18 protein-coding genes are annotated in these 17,585 nt (G+C 59.2%); 10 read left to right on the top strand and 8 right to left on the bottom strand.

Annotated elements, in window-relative coordinates; all coding sequences use genetic code 11:
- The first annotated feature begins 22 nt into the window (after positions 1-22).
- The 6 genes from PH562_RS01515 (at position 23) to PH562_RS01490 (ending at position 5,335) form a co-directional block, all read left to right on the top strand.
- Positions 23-814 carry a hypothetical protein gene (locus PH562_RS01515; protein ID WP_285171113.1) on the top strand — a complete coding sequence of 264 codons (792 nt, stop codon included), beginning with the start codon at positions 23-25 and terminating at the stop codon, positions 812-814.
- The gene (locus tag PH562_RS01510) at positions 811-2,751 is read left to right on the top strand and encodes a mechanosensitive ion channel family protein (protein ID WP_483315303.1); all 1,941 of its coding nucleotides are present in this window, start codon (positions 811-813) and stop codon (positions 2,749-2,751) included. The genes PH562_RS01515 and PH562_RS01510 overlap by 4 nt, the downstream gene beginning before the upstream one ends.
- A complete protein-coding gene (locus PH562_RS01505) occupies positions 2,748-3,887 on the top strand; it encodes a hypothetical protein (protein ID WP_285171112.1) in 1,140 nt (379 codons plus the stop codon). The genes PH562_RS01510 and PH562_RS01505 overlap by 4 nt, the downstream gene beginning before the upstream one ends.
- 16 nt (positions 3,888-3,903) lie before the next feature.
- Positions 3,904-4,101: a hypothetical protein gene (locus PH562_RS01500; protein WP_113233098.1), complete on the top strand. Its 198-nt coding sequence runs from the start codon at positions 3,904-3,906 to the stop codon at positions 4,099-4,101.
- An 89-nt stretch (positions 4,102-4,190) separates the two neighbouring features.
- On the top strand, positions 4,191-4,439 hold the full coding sequence (locus tag PH562_RS01495; RefSeq protein WP_285171111.1) for a DUF982 domain-containing protein: 249 nt from the start codon (positions 4,191-4,193) through the stop codon (positions 4,437-4,439).
- Positions 4,440-4,567: 128 nt separating this feature from the next.
- Entirely contained in the window at positions 4,568-5,335 is a 768-nt protein-coding gene (locus tag PH562_RS01490; RefSeq protein ID WP_285171110.1) for a DUF2092 domain-containing protein, read from the top strand.
- 786 nt (positions 5,336-6,121) lie between these two features.
- Here PH562_RS01490 and PH562_RS01485 read toward each other — a convergent pair.
- From PH562_RS01485 to PH562_RS01470, 4 genes are all read right to left on the bottom strand, one after another.
- A complete protein-coding gene (locus PH562_RS01485; RefSeq protein ID WP_285171109.1) occupies positions 6,122-6,895 on the bottom strand; it encodes an ABC transporter permease in 774 nt (257 codons plus the stop codon).
- Positions 6,879-7,649, bottom strand: a complete 771-nt coding sequence (locus PH562_RS01480) for an ABC transporter ATP-binding protein (protein WP_483315306.1) — start codon at positions 7,647-7,649, stop codon at positions 6,879-6,881. The genes PH562_RS01485 and PH562_RS01480 overlap by 17 nt, the downstream gene beginning before the upstream one ends.
- Before the next feature lie 74 nt (positions 7,650-7,723).
- Entirely contained in the window at positions 7,724-8,725 is a 1,002-nt protein-coding gene (locus tag PH562_RS01475; RefSeq protein WP_285171107.1) for an ABC transporter substrate-binding protein, read from the bottom strand.
- Positions 8,726-8,772: 47 nt separating this feature from the next.
- Entirely contained in the window at positions 8,773-9,855 is a 1,083-nt protein-coding gene (locus PH562_RS01470) for a 4-oxalomesaconate tautomerase (protein ID WP_285171106.1), read from the bottom strand.
- Positions 9,856-9,965: 110 nt separating this feature from the next.
- On the opposite strand from PH562_RS01470, the gene PH562_RS01465 reads away from it, so the two are divergent.
- A complete protein-coding gene (locus PH562_RS01465) occupies positions 9,966-10,865 on the top strand; it encodes a LysR family transcriptional regulator (RefSeq protein WP_285171105.1) in 900 nt (299 codons plus the stop codon).
- Positions 10,866-10,978: 113 nt separating this feature from the next.
- Here PH562_RS01465 and PH562_RS01460 read toward each other — a convergent pair whose 3' ends face one another.
- Both PH562_RS01460 and PH562_RS01455 read right to left on the bottom strand, forming a co-directional pair.
- On the bottom strand, positions 10,979-11,557 hold the full coding sequence (locus tag PH562_RS01460) for a flavodoxin family protein (protein WP_162738191.1): 579 nt from the start codon (positions 11,555-11,557) through the stop codon (positions 10,979-10,981).
- Positions 11,558-11,741: 184 nt separating this feature from the next.
- Entirely contained in the window at positions 11,742-12,104 is a 363-nt protein-coding gene (locus PH562_RS01455; RefSeq protein ID WP_285171104.1) for a DoxX family protein, read from the bottom strand.
- A 143-nt stretch (positions 12,105-12,247) separates the two neighbouring features.
- Here PH562_RS01455 and PH562_RS01450 point away from each other — a divergent pair, with 143 nt between their 5' ends.
- A complete protein-coding gene (locus PH562_RS01450) occupies positions 12,248-12,826 on the top strand; it encodes a TetR/AcrR family transcriptional regulator (RefSeq protein WP_285171103.1) in 579 nt (192 codons plus the stop codon).
- Positions 12,827-12,983: 157 nt separating this feature from the next.
- On the opposite strand, the gene PH562_RS01445 is transcribed toward PH562_RS01450, so the two are convergent.
- Positions 12,984-14,420: an MFS transporter gene (locus PH562_RS01445; RefSeq protein WP_285171102.1), complete on the bottom strand. Its 1,437-nt coding sequence runs from the start codon at positions 14,418-14,420 to the stop codon at positions 12,984-12,986.
- 100 nt (positions 14,421-14,520) lie between these two features.
- Here PH562_RS01445 and PH562_RS01440 point away from each other — a divergent pair, with 100 nt between their 5' ends.
- Positions 14,521-15,123, top strand: a complete 603-nt coding sequence (locus PH562_RS01440; RefSeq protein WP_285171101.1) for a TetR/AcrR family transcriptional regulator — start codon at positions 14,521-14,523, stop codon at positions 15,121-15,123.
- Positions 15,124-15,173: 50 nt separating this feature from the next.
- On the opposite strand, the gene PH562_RS01435 is transcribed toward PH562_RS01440, so the two are convergent.
- Entirely contained in the window at positions 15,174-16,154 is a 981-nt protein-coding gene (locus tag PH562_RS01435) for an AraC family transcriptional regulator (RefSeq protein ID WP_113233111.1), read from the bottom strand.
- Positions 16,155-16,253: 99 nt separating this feature from the next.
- On the opposite strand from PH562_RS01435, the gene PH562_RS01430 reads away from it, so the two are divergent.
- Positions 16,254-17,477: an MFS transporter gene (locus PH562_RS01430; RefSeq protein WP_285171100.1), complete on the top strand. Its 1,224-nt coding sequence runs from the start codon at positions 16,254-16,256 to the stop codon at positions 17,475-17,477.
- The last annotated feature ends 108 nt before the right edge of the window (positions 17,478-17,585 follow it).

Genomic DNA, 17,585 nt, shown 5'->3' with positions numbered 1-17,585 from the left:
AGCTTATGTGGAGGCTGCTCGGATGAAGGCTTGGATTGCAATCATATGTGTTCTTTCGGCGGGGGCTGCGGCTGCTCAGGAGCATACCGATGTCAACGAGGCCAACAATCCTCTGACACCGAAGATTACGATCAACTTGCAGGACTACTATATACCGAGCTTTGCCGATACGCCCGGCGATCCGAAAGCAAACCAATTCCTGCTGCGAGGACTAGTGCCGTCGGATCTCGGCGGGCTTCCGCAATTGTTCAGGTTCACGCTGCCCGTTGCGACGTCTCCCGATACACCGAGCGGCTATGTCACTGGCCTTGGCGATCTCACCTTGATGGATATCTTCGTCCTACCGAAAAAGGGCGAGATAACCTTTGGCGGCGGCCCACTCGTGGTATTGCCGACGGCAACCGATACGCAACTCGGCAACGGCAAATGGCAGGCAGGCGCAGCCGGCATCGTGGTCGCCCCACAGGACTGGGGACTGCTGGCGGGACTGGTGACCTATCAAGCCTCATTTGCAGGCAAGGAGGATCGTGAGGACGTCAATCTCATGACCTTCCAGCCGATCGTGAACTTCAATCTGAAAGACGGCTGGTATCTGCGTTCCTCCGCGACCTGGAATTTCAATCTGGAGAACGGCAGCAGCTATATCCCGGTCGGCCTCGGCGCCGGCAAGGTCATCCCACTTCAAAACGGCGCGACGATGAACGCTTTCATCGAGCCGCAATATACCGTTTGGAACGATGGCGCGGGGGCGCCGCGCTGGCAGATTTTCGCGGGCCTGAATTTCCAGTTCCCGATTAGAAAGCCATCGCAATGAGCTGGCTGCCGGTCCGCGCATTCCTCGATGTCGGTGCCAATATGGAAGCCGCTGCAGGCCCGGCCCAGCAACAGAAGATCGATGATCTCCTCAAGCTCCTTCAAGACCCGGATATTCGCCGCTGGCTGACGACACAGCCGGCACCGGCCTCCTCTCTTCAATCTACCGCGGTGCCGCACGCCGGAGGCCTGGCGAGTTGGGAGGCCTCCACCCGCGCCCATATCAACGAGATCATCTCCGCCATTCCCTCGGTACCGTCGGAACTTCTCTCTGCCTCCCTACGGGTACGCCAGGATGCGGTCGCACATGGCTTCGCACCCGTTTTCCTGATCTTCGCCGGCCTTGTCGCACTGGGCCTCGCCGCCGAATGGCTGTACAGGAAAGCCCGTTCGTCAGACGAAGGGCTTCCGGCGCGGCTTGCCCCTATCTGCGTGTTCGCGCTGGGCATTGCCATCGTCTTTTTCGCCGTTGAGTGGCCACCCCTCGCTCGCCTCGTCCTTCTTGCCTATCTGACGGGCTTCGTCGTCTTTCGCTTCTGCTCGGCTCTGATCGGCATTGCGGTCTCTCAATCCTCGCTTCGTCTGCGAGGCCGCATTCTTGTCGCGGTGCTGTCGTTCGCCGTCGCCAGTGCTGCTTTGGCACGTCCGCTCGGCGTTGCTGAGCCCGTTGCCGATGCGACCTCGATCTGCTTCTCGATCATCGCATTGGCAGTAGCGACCGAGGCCATCTGGACGTCATGGCAGCGCTCGATAAATTCAAAGGCGGCCTTGACGCTCCTGCTTGCTGTGGTGTGGTGCCTGTGGGCATTCGGCCTCAAAACCCTGTTCTGGCTTGGCCTCTATATCGTAGCGCTGCCTGTCCTTTTGTCGGCCATTGGCCGTACCGTCGAAAGCATGGTCCGCAGCGACGCCTCGGAAGTGAGGCGCGTACTTATCGTTCGCGGCGCGCGGGCGCTCGTCATCGCGGCAGCTGCGGGCTGGCTTGCCATTGTCTGGCAATTGAACCCGGAAGGGCTGGGCCACGGCAATCCCGCCGTCGCCGCGATCTTTTACGGGCTCCTGAAAAGCGTCCTGATCCTCCTCCTTGCCGATCTGGTTTGGCAGCTCGCGAAGAACTGGATCGATCGCAAGCTGGCCGCGTCGTCGAATACATCGGCCCTTGCCCCGGCCGATGCGGCCCGCCAGGCGCGTTTCCGCACCCTGCTGCCAATCCTGCGCAACGCGCTTGCCGTGGCCGTCATTGTGATGGCGGGTCTGATCATTCTCTCCGAATTCGGCGTGCAGATCGGCCCCTTGATCGCCGGTGCCGGAATATTCGGCGTCGCCCTCGGTTTCGGCTCGCAAACGCTGGTCAAGGATATCATCAGCGGCGTCTTCTATATGTTCGATGATGCCTTCCGGGTCGGCGAATATATCCAGGCAAAAAACTACAAGGGCACGGTCGAAGGGTTCAGCCTGCGCTCCGTACGGTTGCGCCATCATCGAGGTCCGGTCTTCACCGTCCCGTTTGGCGAGCTCGGCGCCGTCGAAAACATGAGCCGCGACTGGGTGATCGACAAATTCCGTGTGTCCGTCGGTTTCGATACGGATGTCGAGAAAGCCCGCAAGCTTACCAAGCAGATCGGCGCGGATCTAAAGCAGGATCCGGAGTTGGGACCCCTGTTCATCGAGCCACTGAAGCTAAAGGGCGTCGAGGAGTTCAGCGACTACGGCCTGGTGCTGAGCTTCGGGATGATGACCGTGCCCGGAATGCAGACCTATATCCGCCGCAAGGCCTACTTGAAAATCCGGGAAGCCTTCAAAGAGAACGGGATCGAATTTGCGCAGCCGACGGTGAACGTTGGCGGGGGTGACAGCGGCAGCAGTGCTGCCGGCCACGCTTCGTTGCTCGCGCAGAAGGCCAAGGCATCGGTGGCGGAGGCGGAGGGCAACACTTGAGCCATGACGACGACGATAGCAGGATCCGCATCATGCATGGAGGCCCCTTTTACCGGCTGGCCTCGCGGATGGGGATGCGCAAGCGCGGCTGGAGAGCCTTCGTGCTTGCGACATTGACGGCGGTCGTGCCGCTCCTGATGCTGCTTTCGACAGGCGGCGCCTATCTTGCGGGCCTGTTCCTGCAGGATTGGGGAGCCTGGGCGAAATTCCTGATCGCGCCCGTGCTGCTGACATTGGCGGAAAAGCCGATCGCCTCCACGATCGACGAATGCACCAACCTGCTGTTTCGGGTGCCGTTGATCGCAACCATGTCGAATACGGACGCTGCGAGAGCCATCGAAGACGCGAGAACGCGCTCGACATCCGGTATCGCAGAGGCGGCGTGCCTGTTGGTCGCCTTTGCGGCCTCCACCGCAAATGCTTGCAATTTCCTGAGCGGTGGCGCGCCACCATGGGCAACGTCGCAGAATTCGCTCACCGTCGCGGGCATATGGTGTCTGCTAGTCAGCAACACGATCTACTGGTTCCTTCTCAGCAGGCTCATCTGGAAACATCTCGTCTGGGCGAGCTTTCTTGCCGATATCGCGGAGTGCCGCCTACGGCTGGTGGTCACACATCCCGACGGTCACGCAGGTCTGGGCTTTCTGGGCCTCTATCCAACCGGCTATAGCCTCTTCACCCTGGCTGTCAGCTGTGTGGCCGCTGCATCAATCGGTCACGTCGTGCAACACGAAAGCATGACCGCAACCTTCTTCACCATGATCTGCGCAGGCTGGCTCACGGTGGTGACGCTTTACTATGCGCTTCCGCTCGTCGGGCTTGCCATCCGAATCACACAGCTGAAGAAGAAAGCAATCCTTGCAGCGATGATCAGGGCGACGAACTATGAACGCTGGAACGAGCGAGCAATTCTGGGCGCCAACATGTGCAACGACGAGAAAGACGAGCAATTCATCGAAGTTCATGACGCCAGGCCGATTTGGGTGGCGTCGACGCAAATGTCGAGCTTTCTCATCAATCGTGGCAACCTTTGGCCGCTTCTCTTGCCTGCTCTTTTGCCACTGGCTGCAACAGGCGCTTCTTTCCTGCCGTATTCGCAGCTTGGTTCGATGGTGAAGCGGCTATTGCTTCTTTGAGAGAAGGACTTATCCGATGTGGTTTCCCATCGTCGTTCGCGTGCCCTTCGCAATTGCCGGTGTCATCTCCGGGTGGTTCTTCGCGAAAAGTACCCTGCGATATGACATGGTCCAGCTGGCGATCTCGCTCCTGATGCTGGCTGCATCCATCGCCTGCGTGATCTATGCGCCGAGAATCCTCAAAGGCCTGCGTTCCCGAAAAGACAGAAGCTGATAAAGGCGTCATCCGACTTCATGTCGCTGCAACTTTCCGTGGCTGTCTCTCGTACGGTCTTGGAGAGTGGTACCGAAAGGAAGCGGGACATGTATGACGCAAAATGGCAATCCCCCGTTGCGATCGATCTGCCGCGCCCATACGGGCGCCAGACCATCACTACAGTTCGAGAAGCTGCCGATTGCCTGATGGACATCTGGCCCGAGCCGGACCTCAGTCCTGAGCGTGACGAAGCTCTTCGCATCTGCCTTGAAGTCTTCGAAGGCAATGCCGGTCTCGGCGATGCGAGAGACGCTTTCCTGACCGCAGCAAGATCAGCGGGACTTTCAACATCATAATGTGATGGCAACCGCGCAACCACGCATGCGTTTACGTCTGTGTTTACCGTTGCGTACTTCCTTGACGTAACACCGAACGCCTAGCCTTACCTTGTCCCGATCCATGCGGGAGAAAGGAAGGCAATGCGATGCTTCATTTGAAACGGTCGCGCCTCGCGCTCGCGACGATAGCACTGCTCATTGCTGCAAGCGGCATGAGCGCGCAGGAGCAGCATGCAAAGGAGCCGCGAATCGAGCCGGAATCCATCGAGGCCCTCAAGAAGATGGGCGAGCACCTGCAAGCGCTGCAGACTTTCAGCCTGAAGGCGACAACGACGGCGGACGTGATCCTCGACACCGACCAGAAGCTCGAAATTGGTGGCACAGCGACCTATGAGGTCAAAAGACCCGACCACCTGCGCATCGATCTCGCAACCGACGTCGTTCACGGCGAACTCGTCTACGACGGCAAGACGCTTATCTACGCGTCGCCTGACAAGAACGTCTACGCTCAGGTACCAGCGCCGGCCACCATCAAGGACACGCTGGAACACGCCGCCCAGAAATATCATCTCACATTCCCGCTGGCGGATCTTTTCTCCTGGGGAACGCCCGACGCGCCGATCAACCTGATCCGCGAAGGCTTCTTCGTCGGGCACGCCAATATCAATGGCAAGGAAACCAATCACTGGGCGTATCGGGGGCCGGATCAGGACGCGGAAATCTGGATCGCCACGGAAGGCGCCCCCCTTCCCCTGAAAGTTTCCCTTGTCGACCGCGAAGATCTTACCCGGCCGAGGATCACCTCGATTCTCGAATGGACGGAAAACGCGACGATCCCGGACGATACGTTCGCCTACAAGCCGGCCGAAGGCGCTCAAAAAATCAAGTTCCTCGGCGAGGAGGACAAGAAATGAAAAAGCCCGGTATCTTTCTATCCGCACTTCTGGTCACGGCTCTTGTTGCGCCTTATATCGCCGAAGCGAGGGGCGGCTTTGGCGGCCGGATGCCCCGCATGAATTTTGGCGGCGGCGGTTTTCATGGCGGCTTTCATCCCGGCGGCGGGGGCTTTCGCGGCTTCAACGCGCCTGCGCATTTCCAGCCGCGCTTCCACCCAGCGGTGGCGCCCCATCCCGCTCATGGGCCAAGGCCACACCCGGCACCTCATCCGACCCCACATCCCGCTCCACACCCGAATCCGTCCGGGCTGCACCCTCATCCGCCGACGCCAACACCCCATCCGAACCCGCATCCGGGGCCTCATCCCTATCCCGGCCCAGGCCCGATTCCTCCTGGGCCGCACCCCGGACCATATGGGCCGGTTCCTCCGCCGGCTGGACCCTATTGGCCCGGATATTGGGGGCCAGCACCCGCTGCCGTATGGGGAGCAGCAACGGCTATCGCCGTTGGTACTGTGATTGCTACGCTCCCCCCCGCCTGCACAGCGGTCGTGATCAAGGGCGTCTCCTATCAGGACTGCGGCGGAAATTGGTTCGAACCACAATACAACGGTCACGCCGTCGTCTACGTCGCGGTCAAAGACCCGAGATAGAGCACACACGAAGCCGCCCGGAGCGGCCGACTGACACAAAGGATACTTACTTCCTTTACGTCAATGCCGACGGCAAGGGGTCACGATGTCGAAAGCCCCCGTTTCGTGACGGGGGCCTTCGGCAATTTTTTGACAATGAGGCTTTTGACAATCAGGTGGTGCGCTCCGCCGCGCGCGGACGCCACTTGATCAGACGAGCCTCGACGAAATCCAGGACGAGATCGATCAGCAGGACGAACACTGCCAGGATGAAGATCCCCGCGAAAACGCCGACAGCATCAAAGTTCCCTTCGGCCTGCGCGATGAGGTATCCCAGACCGGCCGACGCACCCAGATATTCACCGATGATGGCGCCAACAACCGCAAAACCCACGGATGTTCGAAGCGATGAAAGAATCCAGCTCGCCGCAGCCGGGAAATAGACGTGGCGCAGCAGTTCGGACTTCTTCGCGCCAAGAATGCGGGCATTCGACAGCACCACGGGGTTGACTTCACGCACGCCCTGCATCGCGTTGAAAAAGGTTACGAAGAACACGAGCGTGACGGCGAGAGCCACCTTGGACCACAGGCCGAGGCCGAGCCACAGAACAAAGATCGGGGCAAGAACCACACGCGGAATGGCGTTCAGGCCTTTGATGAATGGATCGAGGATTCGGGCAGCCGAGCGCGACAGTCCGAGCCATACGCCTGCAGCAACGCCGAGAGCCGTGCCGATGACGTAGCCGAGCACGGTTTCCGTCAGGGTGATGGTCACATGCTTGAAGAAGCCTGGATCGGTGACCCATGTGAATACCTGTTTCAGAATATCGACAGGCGAGGGAAAGAAGAAGACATCGACCACCCCCAGGTTCACGCCGAACTCCCAACCGCCGACAATGACCAGCAGCAATGCCAGTTGGGTAAGTCTCTCAGTCATGGCGTTCATAGCTTTTCTCCACTTCACCGCGCAGGGAAGCCCAGATATTGCGATAGAGGTCAGTAAAACGGGGATCGAGCTTGATCTCCGCGACATCGCGAGGCCGTTCCAGGTCGACCGGGAAGCTATCGATGACGCGCGAGCGAGGACCCGAGGCCAGAACCACAACGCGATCCCCCAGAGCAATCGCTTCCTCAAGATCATGGGTAATCAGAACCACGGCCCGCTGCTCTTCCTGCCATAGCCGAAGCAGCTCATTCTGCATCAAATGCCGGGTATGGATGTCGAGCGCGGAGAAAGGTTCATCCATGAGGATCACCTTCGGCCCCGTTATCAGCGCCTGCGCCATTTGCACACGCTTACGCTGGCCGCCCGAAAGCTGGTGCGGATAGCGATCCTCGAAACCCTTAAGCCCGACCTTCGCCAGCCATTTGAGAGCTCGCTCCCGGCGCTCGCCAGCGCCGACGCCTTGGAACATCGGCCCCAGTTCCACATTTTCGATCGCGGTCTTCCATGGAAGCAGAGCATCCTGCTGGAACAGATAGCCGATATTATTCTGGATGCCGGAGACCACGCTGCCATCGATGGAGACCGAGCCCTTTGCCGGCTTCAAAAGACCTGCGATCGCGTTCAGGATCGTACTTTTGCCACAGCCCGTCGGCCCCACGATAGCGACGAATTCGCCATCGGCCACCGTCAGATTTACATCCTGGACCGCGACGAAGGAGCCAAAGGCCATGGTGACATTTTCGATTGCCACCATCGCTTTGGGTGACGCCGCCGCATGCGGTGTCTGTGCTGCCGGCTTTAAGGCTGTCACGGACATCTTAACCTCCCTCAGTTCGATGCCGTCGCCGGCACCTTAGCTACGAATTCGTTGGTATAGGTCTTGGAAAGGTCGATCTTGGCAGCCTTGACCTTGTCGTTGAACGACGTCAGGACATCGAGAGGCGTCTTGATATCTTTTTCGTCCAGCAGCCCATCCGTGGAAAAGATCTGCCGCGCGTTTTCAACTGCCTTGATATACGTCTCCTTGTCGCCCGAAATGAATTCCGGCGGAAGCTTTTCGACGATCTCGGCGGCGCTGTGCATCTTCATCCATTGAAGCGCCTTTACCGTTGCATTGGTGACCTTCTGAATGGTCTCCGGATTTTTGGAGATGTAGTCCTGCGTGGCGTAAAGCACCGATGTGGGATAGATGCCGCCATAGATTTCCTTGGCGCCATCGTCGTTGCGGGCATCGATCAGAATCTTTCCGACGCCCTTCTCGACCACGAACGTCGCCGCGGGATCATAATTGACGAGCAGATCGATCTTGCCCTGCTGAAGAGCTGCAACGGCGGCAGCGCCCGATCCGACGCCGATGATCGAAACGTCGTTCGCGGAAAGCTTATGCCGCTGAAGATAGTAGCGAATAAAGAAGTCCGAGGACGATCCCGGAGCGGTGATTCCGATCTTGGCGCCCTTAATGGTCTCCGGATTTTTTGGATCGAATTTCGCGTCTTTGCCGCCGGCCAGGACGAGCCCGGAATTGCGCCCAAGCTCCACGAAGGCGACAACATGCTTGTTCTGCGACTGCATCTGAATCGTATGGTCGTAAAAGCCGACAGCGACATCCGTCGAGCCGGCGACCAGCGCCTGCAGGGTCTTCGATCCGCCTGATGCGAAGTTTTCGACGGTGACCTCCAGGCCCTCTTTCTCATAAAGACCCAGACCCTGCGCGACCGGGAAAGGCAGGTTGTTGAGGTTGTAGGAACCAACACTAATGCGGACAGGTTCCGCGAAAGCCGTTCCGGACAGCGCGACCGCCGCAGCGAGTGCGAGAATAAGTTTTTTCATTCGATCTCCTCCATTTTGGCACCCTCCCGGCACCATAGGTTGATTGATTATGCTGCACAAACCAGCGTTTTGGCGGGCTTTGCAAAGACATGGCCCTCGAACAGCCTGCGTGCCGTGCGAAGAATTCCGGCGACGAGCTTCCCATCCCGCAACTGCAGCTTCACGTCCAGATGGCCGCTCGGATGTTCAATGGAAAGCACGACGGGCGGTGTTTGAATGCCGATAAGGCGGGTTGCCACAGTGTTTTCGCTCACACAGGCCGTTGCAATCCCGACAGCGCCCGTCGTCGCCAGTGACGGATGGCATTCATTCGGCATGAAATAGCGAACGTTCAATGCGCCGCCCTGTCTGGCGGGAGAGATGAGGACTGGTTTCGGAGTGACTTGGCTGCGAACGTCGCCCATTCCCATTTTCTCGCCGGCAAGGATACGAAGATTTTCCAGCCGCTCGATCAAGGAATGATCGCCGTTCAGTTCAGCAGCGCTCTCGTATCCGGTTACGCCAAGCGAGGCTGCCTCGATCAGGAGCATCGGCATCGCGCAATCGATACAGGTCACATCGATGCCGGCGATCGTCTCTATCGATTTGCCGCTCGGGAAAAGCTGGCCGGTTCGGGCACCTGCCGCATCCTTGAAGGTGAGCGCGATCGGAGCGGCCTGGCCGGGTACGCCGTCGATTTTCGCGTCACCGAGATAGGCTACCGCACCATTCGGTGTCGGAACCTCGGCTTCGATCATCTTGCCGGTGTTGACGTTGAAGATTTTGACGAGGGTGGTCTCTCCGGCGACCGGCACAAGCCCCGCCTCTATCGCGAACGGCCCGACAGCCGCCAGCATGTTCCCGCAATTGGGTGAGGTATCGACGATCTGCCTGTCGACGCGAACCTGCGCGAACAGATAATCCACATCCGCCCCAGGCACCGTTCCCGGGCCGCAGATGGCAACTTTGCTGGTGACCGGGTTTCCCCCTCCGATACCATCGATCTGAAGCGGATGCCCGGAGCCCATTACCGACAAAAGCACCTGATCCCGCTCCGCCGGGTCTTGCGGCAGATCCGACGCCAGAAAGAACGGGCCTTTCGAGGTGCCGCCCCGCATCAGCACGCACGGTATGGAGAGCAAATCATTCATGCGTTTTTCTCGCCGTATAATGTGATTGGCGTATCAATCCGCCTTGTTATTGCTATTATGGAATTAATGATTGATATGTAAAATGCTAAAATCGAGGGCATTGATACGGAATGAACATCAATTGCGAAATCCTTGACCTTAGAGCCTTCCTTGCCGTGGTCGAACTGCAGGGCTTTCATCGCGCGGCCGATCAGCTGAATATGTCGCAACCGGCGCTCAGCCGACGCATCCAAAAGCTGGAGCAGGCGATCGGTGCGCCGCTGCTGGAAAGGACGACGCGTCATGTCGCTGCTACGGCTCTTGGAACCGAGCTCGTGCCACTGGTGCAGCGTATGCTCGAAGAATTCGACGGTTCGCTGTTTTCGATGCGGGAACTAGGCGCCAAGCGCGGGGGCCTGGTGACGATTGCATGCCTGCCGACGGCAGCCTTTTATTTCCTGCCGTCCGTCATTCGCCAGTTCAACCAGGAATATCCGAATATTCGGCTGCGGATTCTCGATCTGACGGCGACTGACGCACTGCAGGCCGTGGCGCGCGGCGAGGTCGAATTCGGCATCAACATCATGGGAAGTTCCGACAGCGATCTTGTCTTCGAGAGGCTGGCCGAGGATCCGTTTGTGCTGGCGGCCAAGCGCGATCATCCGCTAGCGGAAAAGAAAGAGGTCCGATGGCAGGATCTTGAACCCTATCCGCTGATCACGGTTCATCGCTCCAGCGCGAATAGGACCTTGCTCGACGCTGCTCTGGCCAGATCGAACATCAAGCTCAACTGGTTTTACGAAGTGACCCATCTTTCCACATCGCTCGGTCTTGTGGAGGCGGGGCTCGGGATTTCCGTGCTGCCGAAAATGGCGACCCCGCAGGGGGAACACCCTTTCCTGATCACGCGCCCGATCCGAAACCCCGAAATTTCGCGTACGATCGGCGTCGTCCGCCGTCGGGGAGGAACATTGTCCCCCGCTGCCGAACATTTCATGCGCATGCTGATCGGGGCGTGGACGCAGAACTAGTCGCTGCCGGATTGTTCAAAACCAGGGACCACCACGGGCCGGTCCCCGCAGAAAACGGCCGCCCTACCCGCGGGATCCAACGGCCGTTTATCTTTTGAGAGTTGACGCCTTGATCAAGCCGCCTGAGCCGATGCGAGCTGCAGCGCTATCCGTGCAACGCGCTCGCCGTAGGTGCGGGCGGTTTCGAGATCGCCGACCGACATTTCGCTCGGGGCTGCATCGGCGTCGGACTGCGCCATGGGCGCGATGTACGATCCCATCCTGTTGGCATCGTCGCGTTTCGACGCCTTCACGTTCGCCGGCTTCATACCCAGGCTGACCCAAAGGCCGCCATGCTGTCCCGCCAGAAGAACGAAATATTCGAGGGTATTGAGCTTGTCACCGTTCAAACTGGCGCTGTTGGTAAAGCCTCCGAAGACCTTGTCCTGCCATTTATTGGCAAACCAGGCCTTCGAGGACGTGTCGGCAAACCTCTTAAACTGCCAGCTCGGACCGCCCATGTAGGTCGGCGATCCGAAGATGATGGCGTCGGCAGCATCCAATGCAGCCCACGCCTCATCTGAAAGGTTGCCGTCGGCGTCAATGGCGTAAAGTGTGCCGCCTGCCCCCTCCGCGACGGCTTCCGCCATCCGCTGAGTGTGACCATAGCCGGAATGATAGACGACGGCTGTATTGGCTTTGCGATGTGACATGATGATCTGGCCTCCTTGGGGCCGTGGCTGTGCGCAGTCCGGAGACGATTTCGCTCCGTACGGTGCCTTCTTTCAAAAGAGGTTGATGGGGGGCGGATGATGCCCGAGGCCTGGCGATGGATAGTTTTAGTCCGCCAGTTATGCGGAGATTCTCAGGGTGATGAACTCATGTGATGCGAGATGCTCAAACATGGCCGCTGACACCGGCGAGCATCAGCAACAGCAGGAACAGCATGGGCGGCGGTAGCTCGCGATAGTTCCGGATCCGGACAACGGCAGCGATCGCTGCGAGCATGATGCAGGTGCCCAAAGCGACGCCGAGATATCGGCTGCCGGCTGTAACCAGCAGCACCGCGGTTAGGAGTTCGAGGGCACCCGTGACCCAGCACCACCAGAATGGAAATCCAAGCTGCACGAAGCCCGCGCGGATTTTTGAATGGCCGCTCATATTGATCGTGGCCCCGACGAGAAACGCGGCTGCAGACAGCCAAACCAGGACGGTATTGAGCACCGTTGTGCCCGTGAAAATTTGAACTGGAAGATTCATCGCTATTCTCTTCTCTGGCGAGCCACGTTGAACGAGCTCTTATAGCGTCATCATATATTCTAGCATTGCTAGTTTGTCAATCGACGTTCTTTTTGATAGCTTCAGCATCAGAGAAATCGTGCGAATGAAGACGGGGAGCCAAGGTGGGTATCAGCGAACGCAAAGCGCGAGAAAGGGAGGAGCGAGGCCGCAGGATCGTTATCGCTGCGAGGACGATCGCCGAACGGGATGGCTGGGCTTCGGTCACGATCCGGCGTCTCGCCGACGAAATAGAATACAGCCAGCCGGTTCTCTATTCGCATTTCCAAAACCGCGATGAAATCGTCGGAGCAGTCGCGCTCGAAGGATTCGGCGAGCTGGCCGTGATACTCCGTGCCGCGATCCGGCCGTCGTCCACGCCCGGGGAGGCAGTGGAAAGTGTCGCGACCGCCTATCTCGATTTCGCCTTTGCCCGACCGGCGATGTACGAGGCGATGTTTATCCTTCCCACCGGTCTGCGCTTCGCCAGATCCGATACGCCACCGCAGCTCCGTGCGGGCTTCGGAGCGATGGCAACGGTGATCGCGCCCTTCGCTCAGGATGTGGATACCGCCACGGAAACGTTTTGGGCGGCGCTCCACGGATTGGCGGAGCTTGAGCGTCACGGAAGAATAAGGCCCGCGTTCCGGTCCCACCGGATCACACTCATCATGCAGATGGTGTCGGGCCAGCTCCAACGATAAATGTCGCGAATGATGGGAGGCCGCAGCAGGGGAGCAGGAGTTGTACGAAGGGCCTCAATCTTCGGAATTTGTTCACTGCCGATAGGGGCACGATTTACTGAAGTTCGGCGGCTTTGCCTGGGGCGTATCTATATCTAAATCGAAGATGGATAGCTGGTCATTCCTGCGATCGCCGCGGTCGGAACAACGTTGCTACGGCAATAGCCGTGGCAATGACGCCGCCCGCCGCGCAGAGCCAAAAGGCGAGACGAACACCGCTCGCCAGATCGCCGGCCGACACCTTGCCCCCTGCGAAACCGGCATAAGCATTGGCAAAGCCAACGAGGACAGCAAGGCCAACGGCGTTGCCGATGTTCATCGTGGTGGACGCCATTCCTGAGGCAACGCCCTGTTCGCGATCGGGAACTCCGGAACTGGCGATGATCCACATTGCCGTCCACACCACACCCTGACCGGTCCCCGAGACGAGCAGGCCCGGAACGATGGCTGCATAGCTGCTTTCGGGCCACGCCCCGGCCACCATGATGACTGTACCCGCCGCCCCTACCAGCATTCCCGCAATCAATGCCGATCGTGCCGAAAAGCGTGATGCATAACGCTCGCCGATTTGAGTACCGACAGCAATGGCAAGCGAGGGAACGAGGAAGGCAAGACCCGTCTGCGAGGCTGTGAAGTGATGGATATCCTGAAATAGCACCGTCAGAAAATACGGCAGGGCTCCAAACGTGCCCATGTAGAGAAAAGTGATGGCCATGCTCGTCACAAGCATGCGGTTGCCAAACAATCTCAGAGGCATCAATGGATCGCGACTTTGCGATTCGATGATCATGAACGCCAGCAGTAGAAGCGCCGATAGACCGAAGGCCCAGAGAATTGGTGCGGTATTCCAGCCGAACACCGGCCCCTGGACGAGCGCGAACACCAGCAGCGTGGCGCCTCCGGTAACCGTCAGCGCTCCCGACAAGTCGAAGGAGCGGCCATGAGACACACGAGGATCTCGCGGTATGACGAAAAGGGCTGCAACGATTGCAATCAAGGCGAGGAAGACGTTGACGAAAAACACCGACGGCCAGCCAAAAGCGCTTGTTAGAAAACCGCCGGCGAGCGATCCGATCGTAAGACCGCTGGCACCCGCCCCGCCCCAGACCGCCAGAGCCCGGTTGCGCGCTGCCCCCTCCGCAAACAGCCGGTTGACGAGCGAAAGCGTGGCGGGAAAGAGAAAAGCGCCGCCGATGCCTTGGACGGCTCGGGCTGCGATGATGACTGCGGGCTCCCAGGCCAATCCCCCCACCAGTGAGGATGCCGCATAGAGCCCGAGCGCCGCGATGAACAACCGGCGTTGGCCGATAAGGTCTGCCGCGCGTCCGCCGAAGAGCAGAAAGCCGCCGCAGAAGACTGTATAGGCGCTGACGACCCATTGCAGTGTCTGACCGGAAAAGTTGAGACCCTCGCCGATTTTGGGCAAGGCGACGAAGACGATGTTGATATCGAGCGAGATGATCAACTGTGCAAACGCGAGGAGCGCCAGCGCAGCCGCCCGGTTGAAATTCGCCGCGCCTACTCCGGCTGATGGTCTTTCTGCAATGTGGTCCACTTATCCCTCCGTCAATTCTTTGTCGATCGACAAATAATGTGAAGCTTGCATAGCCGAGTCAAGGCTATTATTTGTTGAACGACAAAGATTGAGGTTAAGCATGGCAGGACGGCCGCGGGAATTTGATCGTGATGAGGCGCTGGCCAAAGCCCGCGACCTCTTCTGGGAGCGAGGCTACGAAGGCGTCTCGATGGCCGACCTCGTCGACGCCATGGGCATAGCGTCGGCGCGCATCTACGCCGCTTTCGAATCGAAAGAGGCGCTGTTCCAGGAAGCGGTCATGCTGTACGCCTCCGGCGAGGGCGGATTTGCCACCCGTGCTTTGGTTGAGGAACCGAATATTCTCGATGCCTTCGAGCGGCTCCTGCGGGATGCGGTCCTGCTCTATACGCGTCCCAATCACCCACACGGCTGCATGATCGTGATGGCGGCTACGAACTATACGGTCAATAACCAGGCCGTCCGCACGCGGCTCGGCAGATACCGGCGGGACCGCGCTGCGTCCCTACACGAGCGTCTCAAGGAGGCATCAGAAACCGGCGAGTTAAAACCTGATGCCGACCCTCGCGCACTGGCGGAATTCTACGCTGCTTTTCTTCACGGTCTATCGGTGCAGGCGGCCGACGGCGTGCCAAGAGACATCCTGCTGCCTACATTGTCTCAGGCGCTATTGCCGTTGAAGAGCGCGTTATCGAAAGGCTGACGATCTCAGAACTGATTTCAGCCGCATTGCACTTCTCGTTGGCGAGAGCTTCAATCCACAGCGAGTGAATTCGTCTCAGCTCCGCTGCCCTTGCGGAACTGGCTCGGTGGAGCACCGATAATACGCTTGAAGGCACGGCTGAACGATGCTTCGGCGTCGTAGCCCAATCTCTGTGCGACTACGGACACACGCATCCCGCCACGCAGCCATTGAAGAGCCTGATGCATGCGCACCCTCGCCACATAGCGTGCCGGCGTTTCACCCACGACTTTCAGGAAGCGCTCGGCGAAACCCGAGCGTGAGATACCCATCAGGTTCGCAAGTGCCGCCAAGCTCCAGTCACGGTCCGGCTCGAGGTGAATTGCAGCCAGCACTCGGCCAATCTCCGGGTTACGCACCGCGGCAATCCAGCCGGTGGTATCGCCGCAGCCATGTTCGACCCACGTCCTGATCAACGTCGCAGTCAACACATCCGCAAGCCTCGCCAGTATGCCGCCCGCACCGACCCGATCCATCTGCACTTCGCGCGTCATGGCATCGAGCAAATGCGGGATCGCCGGCTCGTTCTTGGCCAGATCGCTGGTGAGCATGGTGTCGGGCATCAACCGCAGCAGCGGATGAAGGTTATCGATATTGAAGCGCATCGCCGCGGTCAAAGCCACCGTTCCCCCACACGCATCCTGGCACTGGAGATCAAAGACATCCCGGCAGACTTCCTTGCGGTCAAATTGCTCGAAAGGCACCGGTGGAATGCCTGGCTCGCTTGCAATCATATGCGCGTTGCCACGCGGCAGAAGCGCAGCATCGCCGGGACCCAACGGAAGCCAATCGCCTGACGGCGCCTGAAGCCATGCGGAGCCGGACGAAATGAAATGCAATCTCGCCGACGACTGCGGCGCAAAATAGGTCGCCCACGGCTCCGAGAGTCGACAGCGCCCATATTCAACACCATCAAGCCGCAGGCCCCTCAGCATCTCGCTCAGAGCATCATGAGTCTCGCCGGCATTATCTTTGGACGAATAGTCAAGCATCTCGGATTTCCTAGCATGGAAAGTACAGACTGTCACCACTACCTTTTGCTGGATGGCATCAACAGCACGCCAAGACATCTTAATATAGGACCGCCCGCCATGGCAGACAGCGATTTCAAGCCCATTTCATCTCCTCACAATCAGCCGGCGGCGGAGGCATCCAGCAGACCCAGATGGGATGCCGTAGTCGCCCTGGCTCTCGGTGTCTTCGGTCTCGTTACGGCGGAATTTCTGCCGGCCAGCCTGCTCACCCCAATATCTTCCGATCTTGGTCTCTCTGCCGGAGAGACGGGCCAAACGGTGACTGTAACAGCTGTTGTCGCTGCATTTGCAGGCCCGGGTATCGTCATAGCCACTCGAAGCTTCGACCGACGCCGCGTGCTCTTTAGCCTGACCGCTCTTCTGATTCTTTCCTGCGCTCTGGCGGCAACCGCCAACAATTTGATTTCGCTCCTCGCATCACGAGTTCTGCTTGGTGTCGGGCTCGGCGGTTTCTGGGCGATGGCGGGCGCGCTTGCAATGCGGCTGGTCCCGATTGAACATCTTCCCCGGGCAATGGCGATGATCTTTACCGGCGTCTCCCTCGCCACCGTCACGGCAGCCCCGCTCGGCTCCTATGTAGGGTCGACCCTTGGATGGAGGGCTTCCTTTATCCTCGCGGGAGCTGTCGGCGTGCTTGCATTTATTGCCCAGGCTGTCACCGTGCCGTCGTTGCCACCGGCAGGTCACGCGGGTTTGTCAACGCTCGGCGCCGTTCTGACGCGGCCTAAGATCCGGGTGGGTCTGATCACGACACTTCTGATCGTCGCAGGCCATTTTGCCGGCTTTACTTATATTCGCCCGTATCTGGAAGGTATCGCCCATCTTAAGGTGGAGATGGTATCGCTGGTGCTCCTCGCTTACGGCGTCAGTGGTTTCTTCGGTAATATTGTCGGTGGCATGATCGCGGAGCGCAGCGCTGCTGTTGGCACCGTCTTCTCATCGAGCCTGATCGCCGTTGCCGCCGCTATCTTCGTAACCGTAGGCGCCTCCGAGCTCGCAGCGATTGTCGGAGTTGCTATTTGGGGTTTCGCCTTCGGCGCCTTCCCCGTTTCCATCCAGAGCTACATCACGCGTGCCGCTCCGGACGAAGCTGAAAGCGCAGGGGCATTGCTTCTGACCGCTTTCCAGGTCGCCATTTCGAGTGGAGCGGTCCTGGGCGGCGTGTTGATCGACCTGCAGGGACCGCTGGGCGTCATGTTGTTCCTCGGCGCCGCATGCCTTGCTGGAACGATCGTGATGGCAACACGCGGCGGCAAGCAGACCGCGCTCGCTCAAAGCTGACGGGCAAGGTCACTGCGTCTGCTCCGATAATCGAGGGTCGCTTTCGAGCTGCAGATACGGCAACGATCGGAAGCGGCCCCGCTTGCCATGGCGCGGAGCAATCGAAGC

Origin of the sequence: Rhizobium centroccidentale (assembly GCF_030182565.1) — a bacterium.
Lineage (GTDB): Bacteria > Pseudomonadota > Alphaproteobacteria > Rhizobiales > Rhizobiaceae > Rhizobium.
This window is presented reverse-complemented; position numbering and strand designations above follow the sequence as displayed.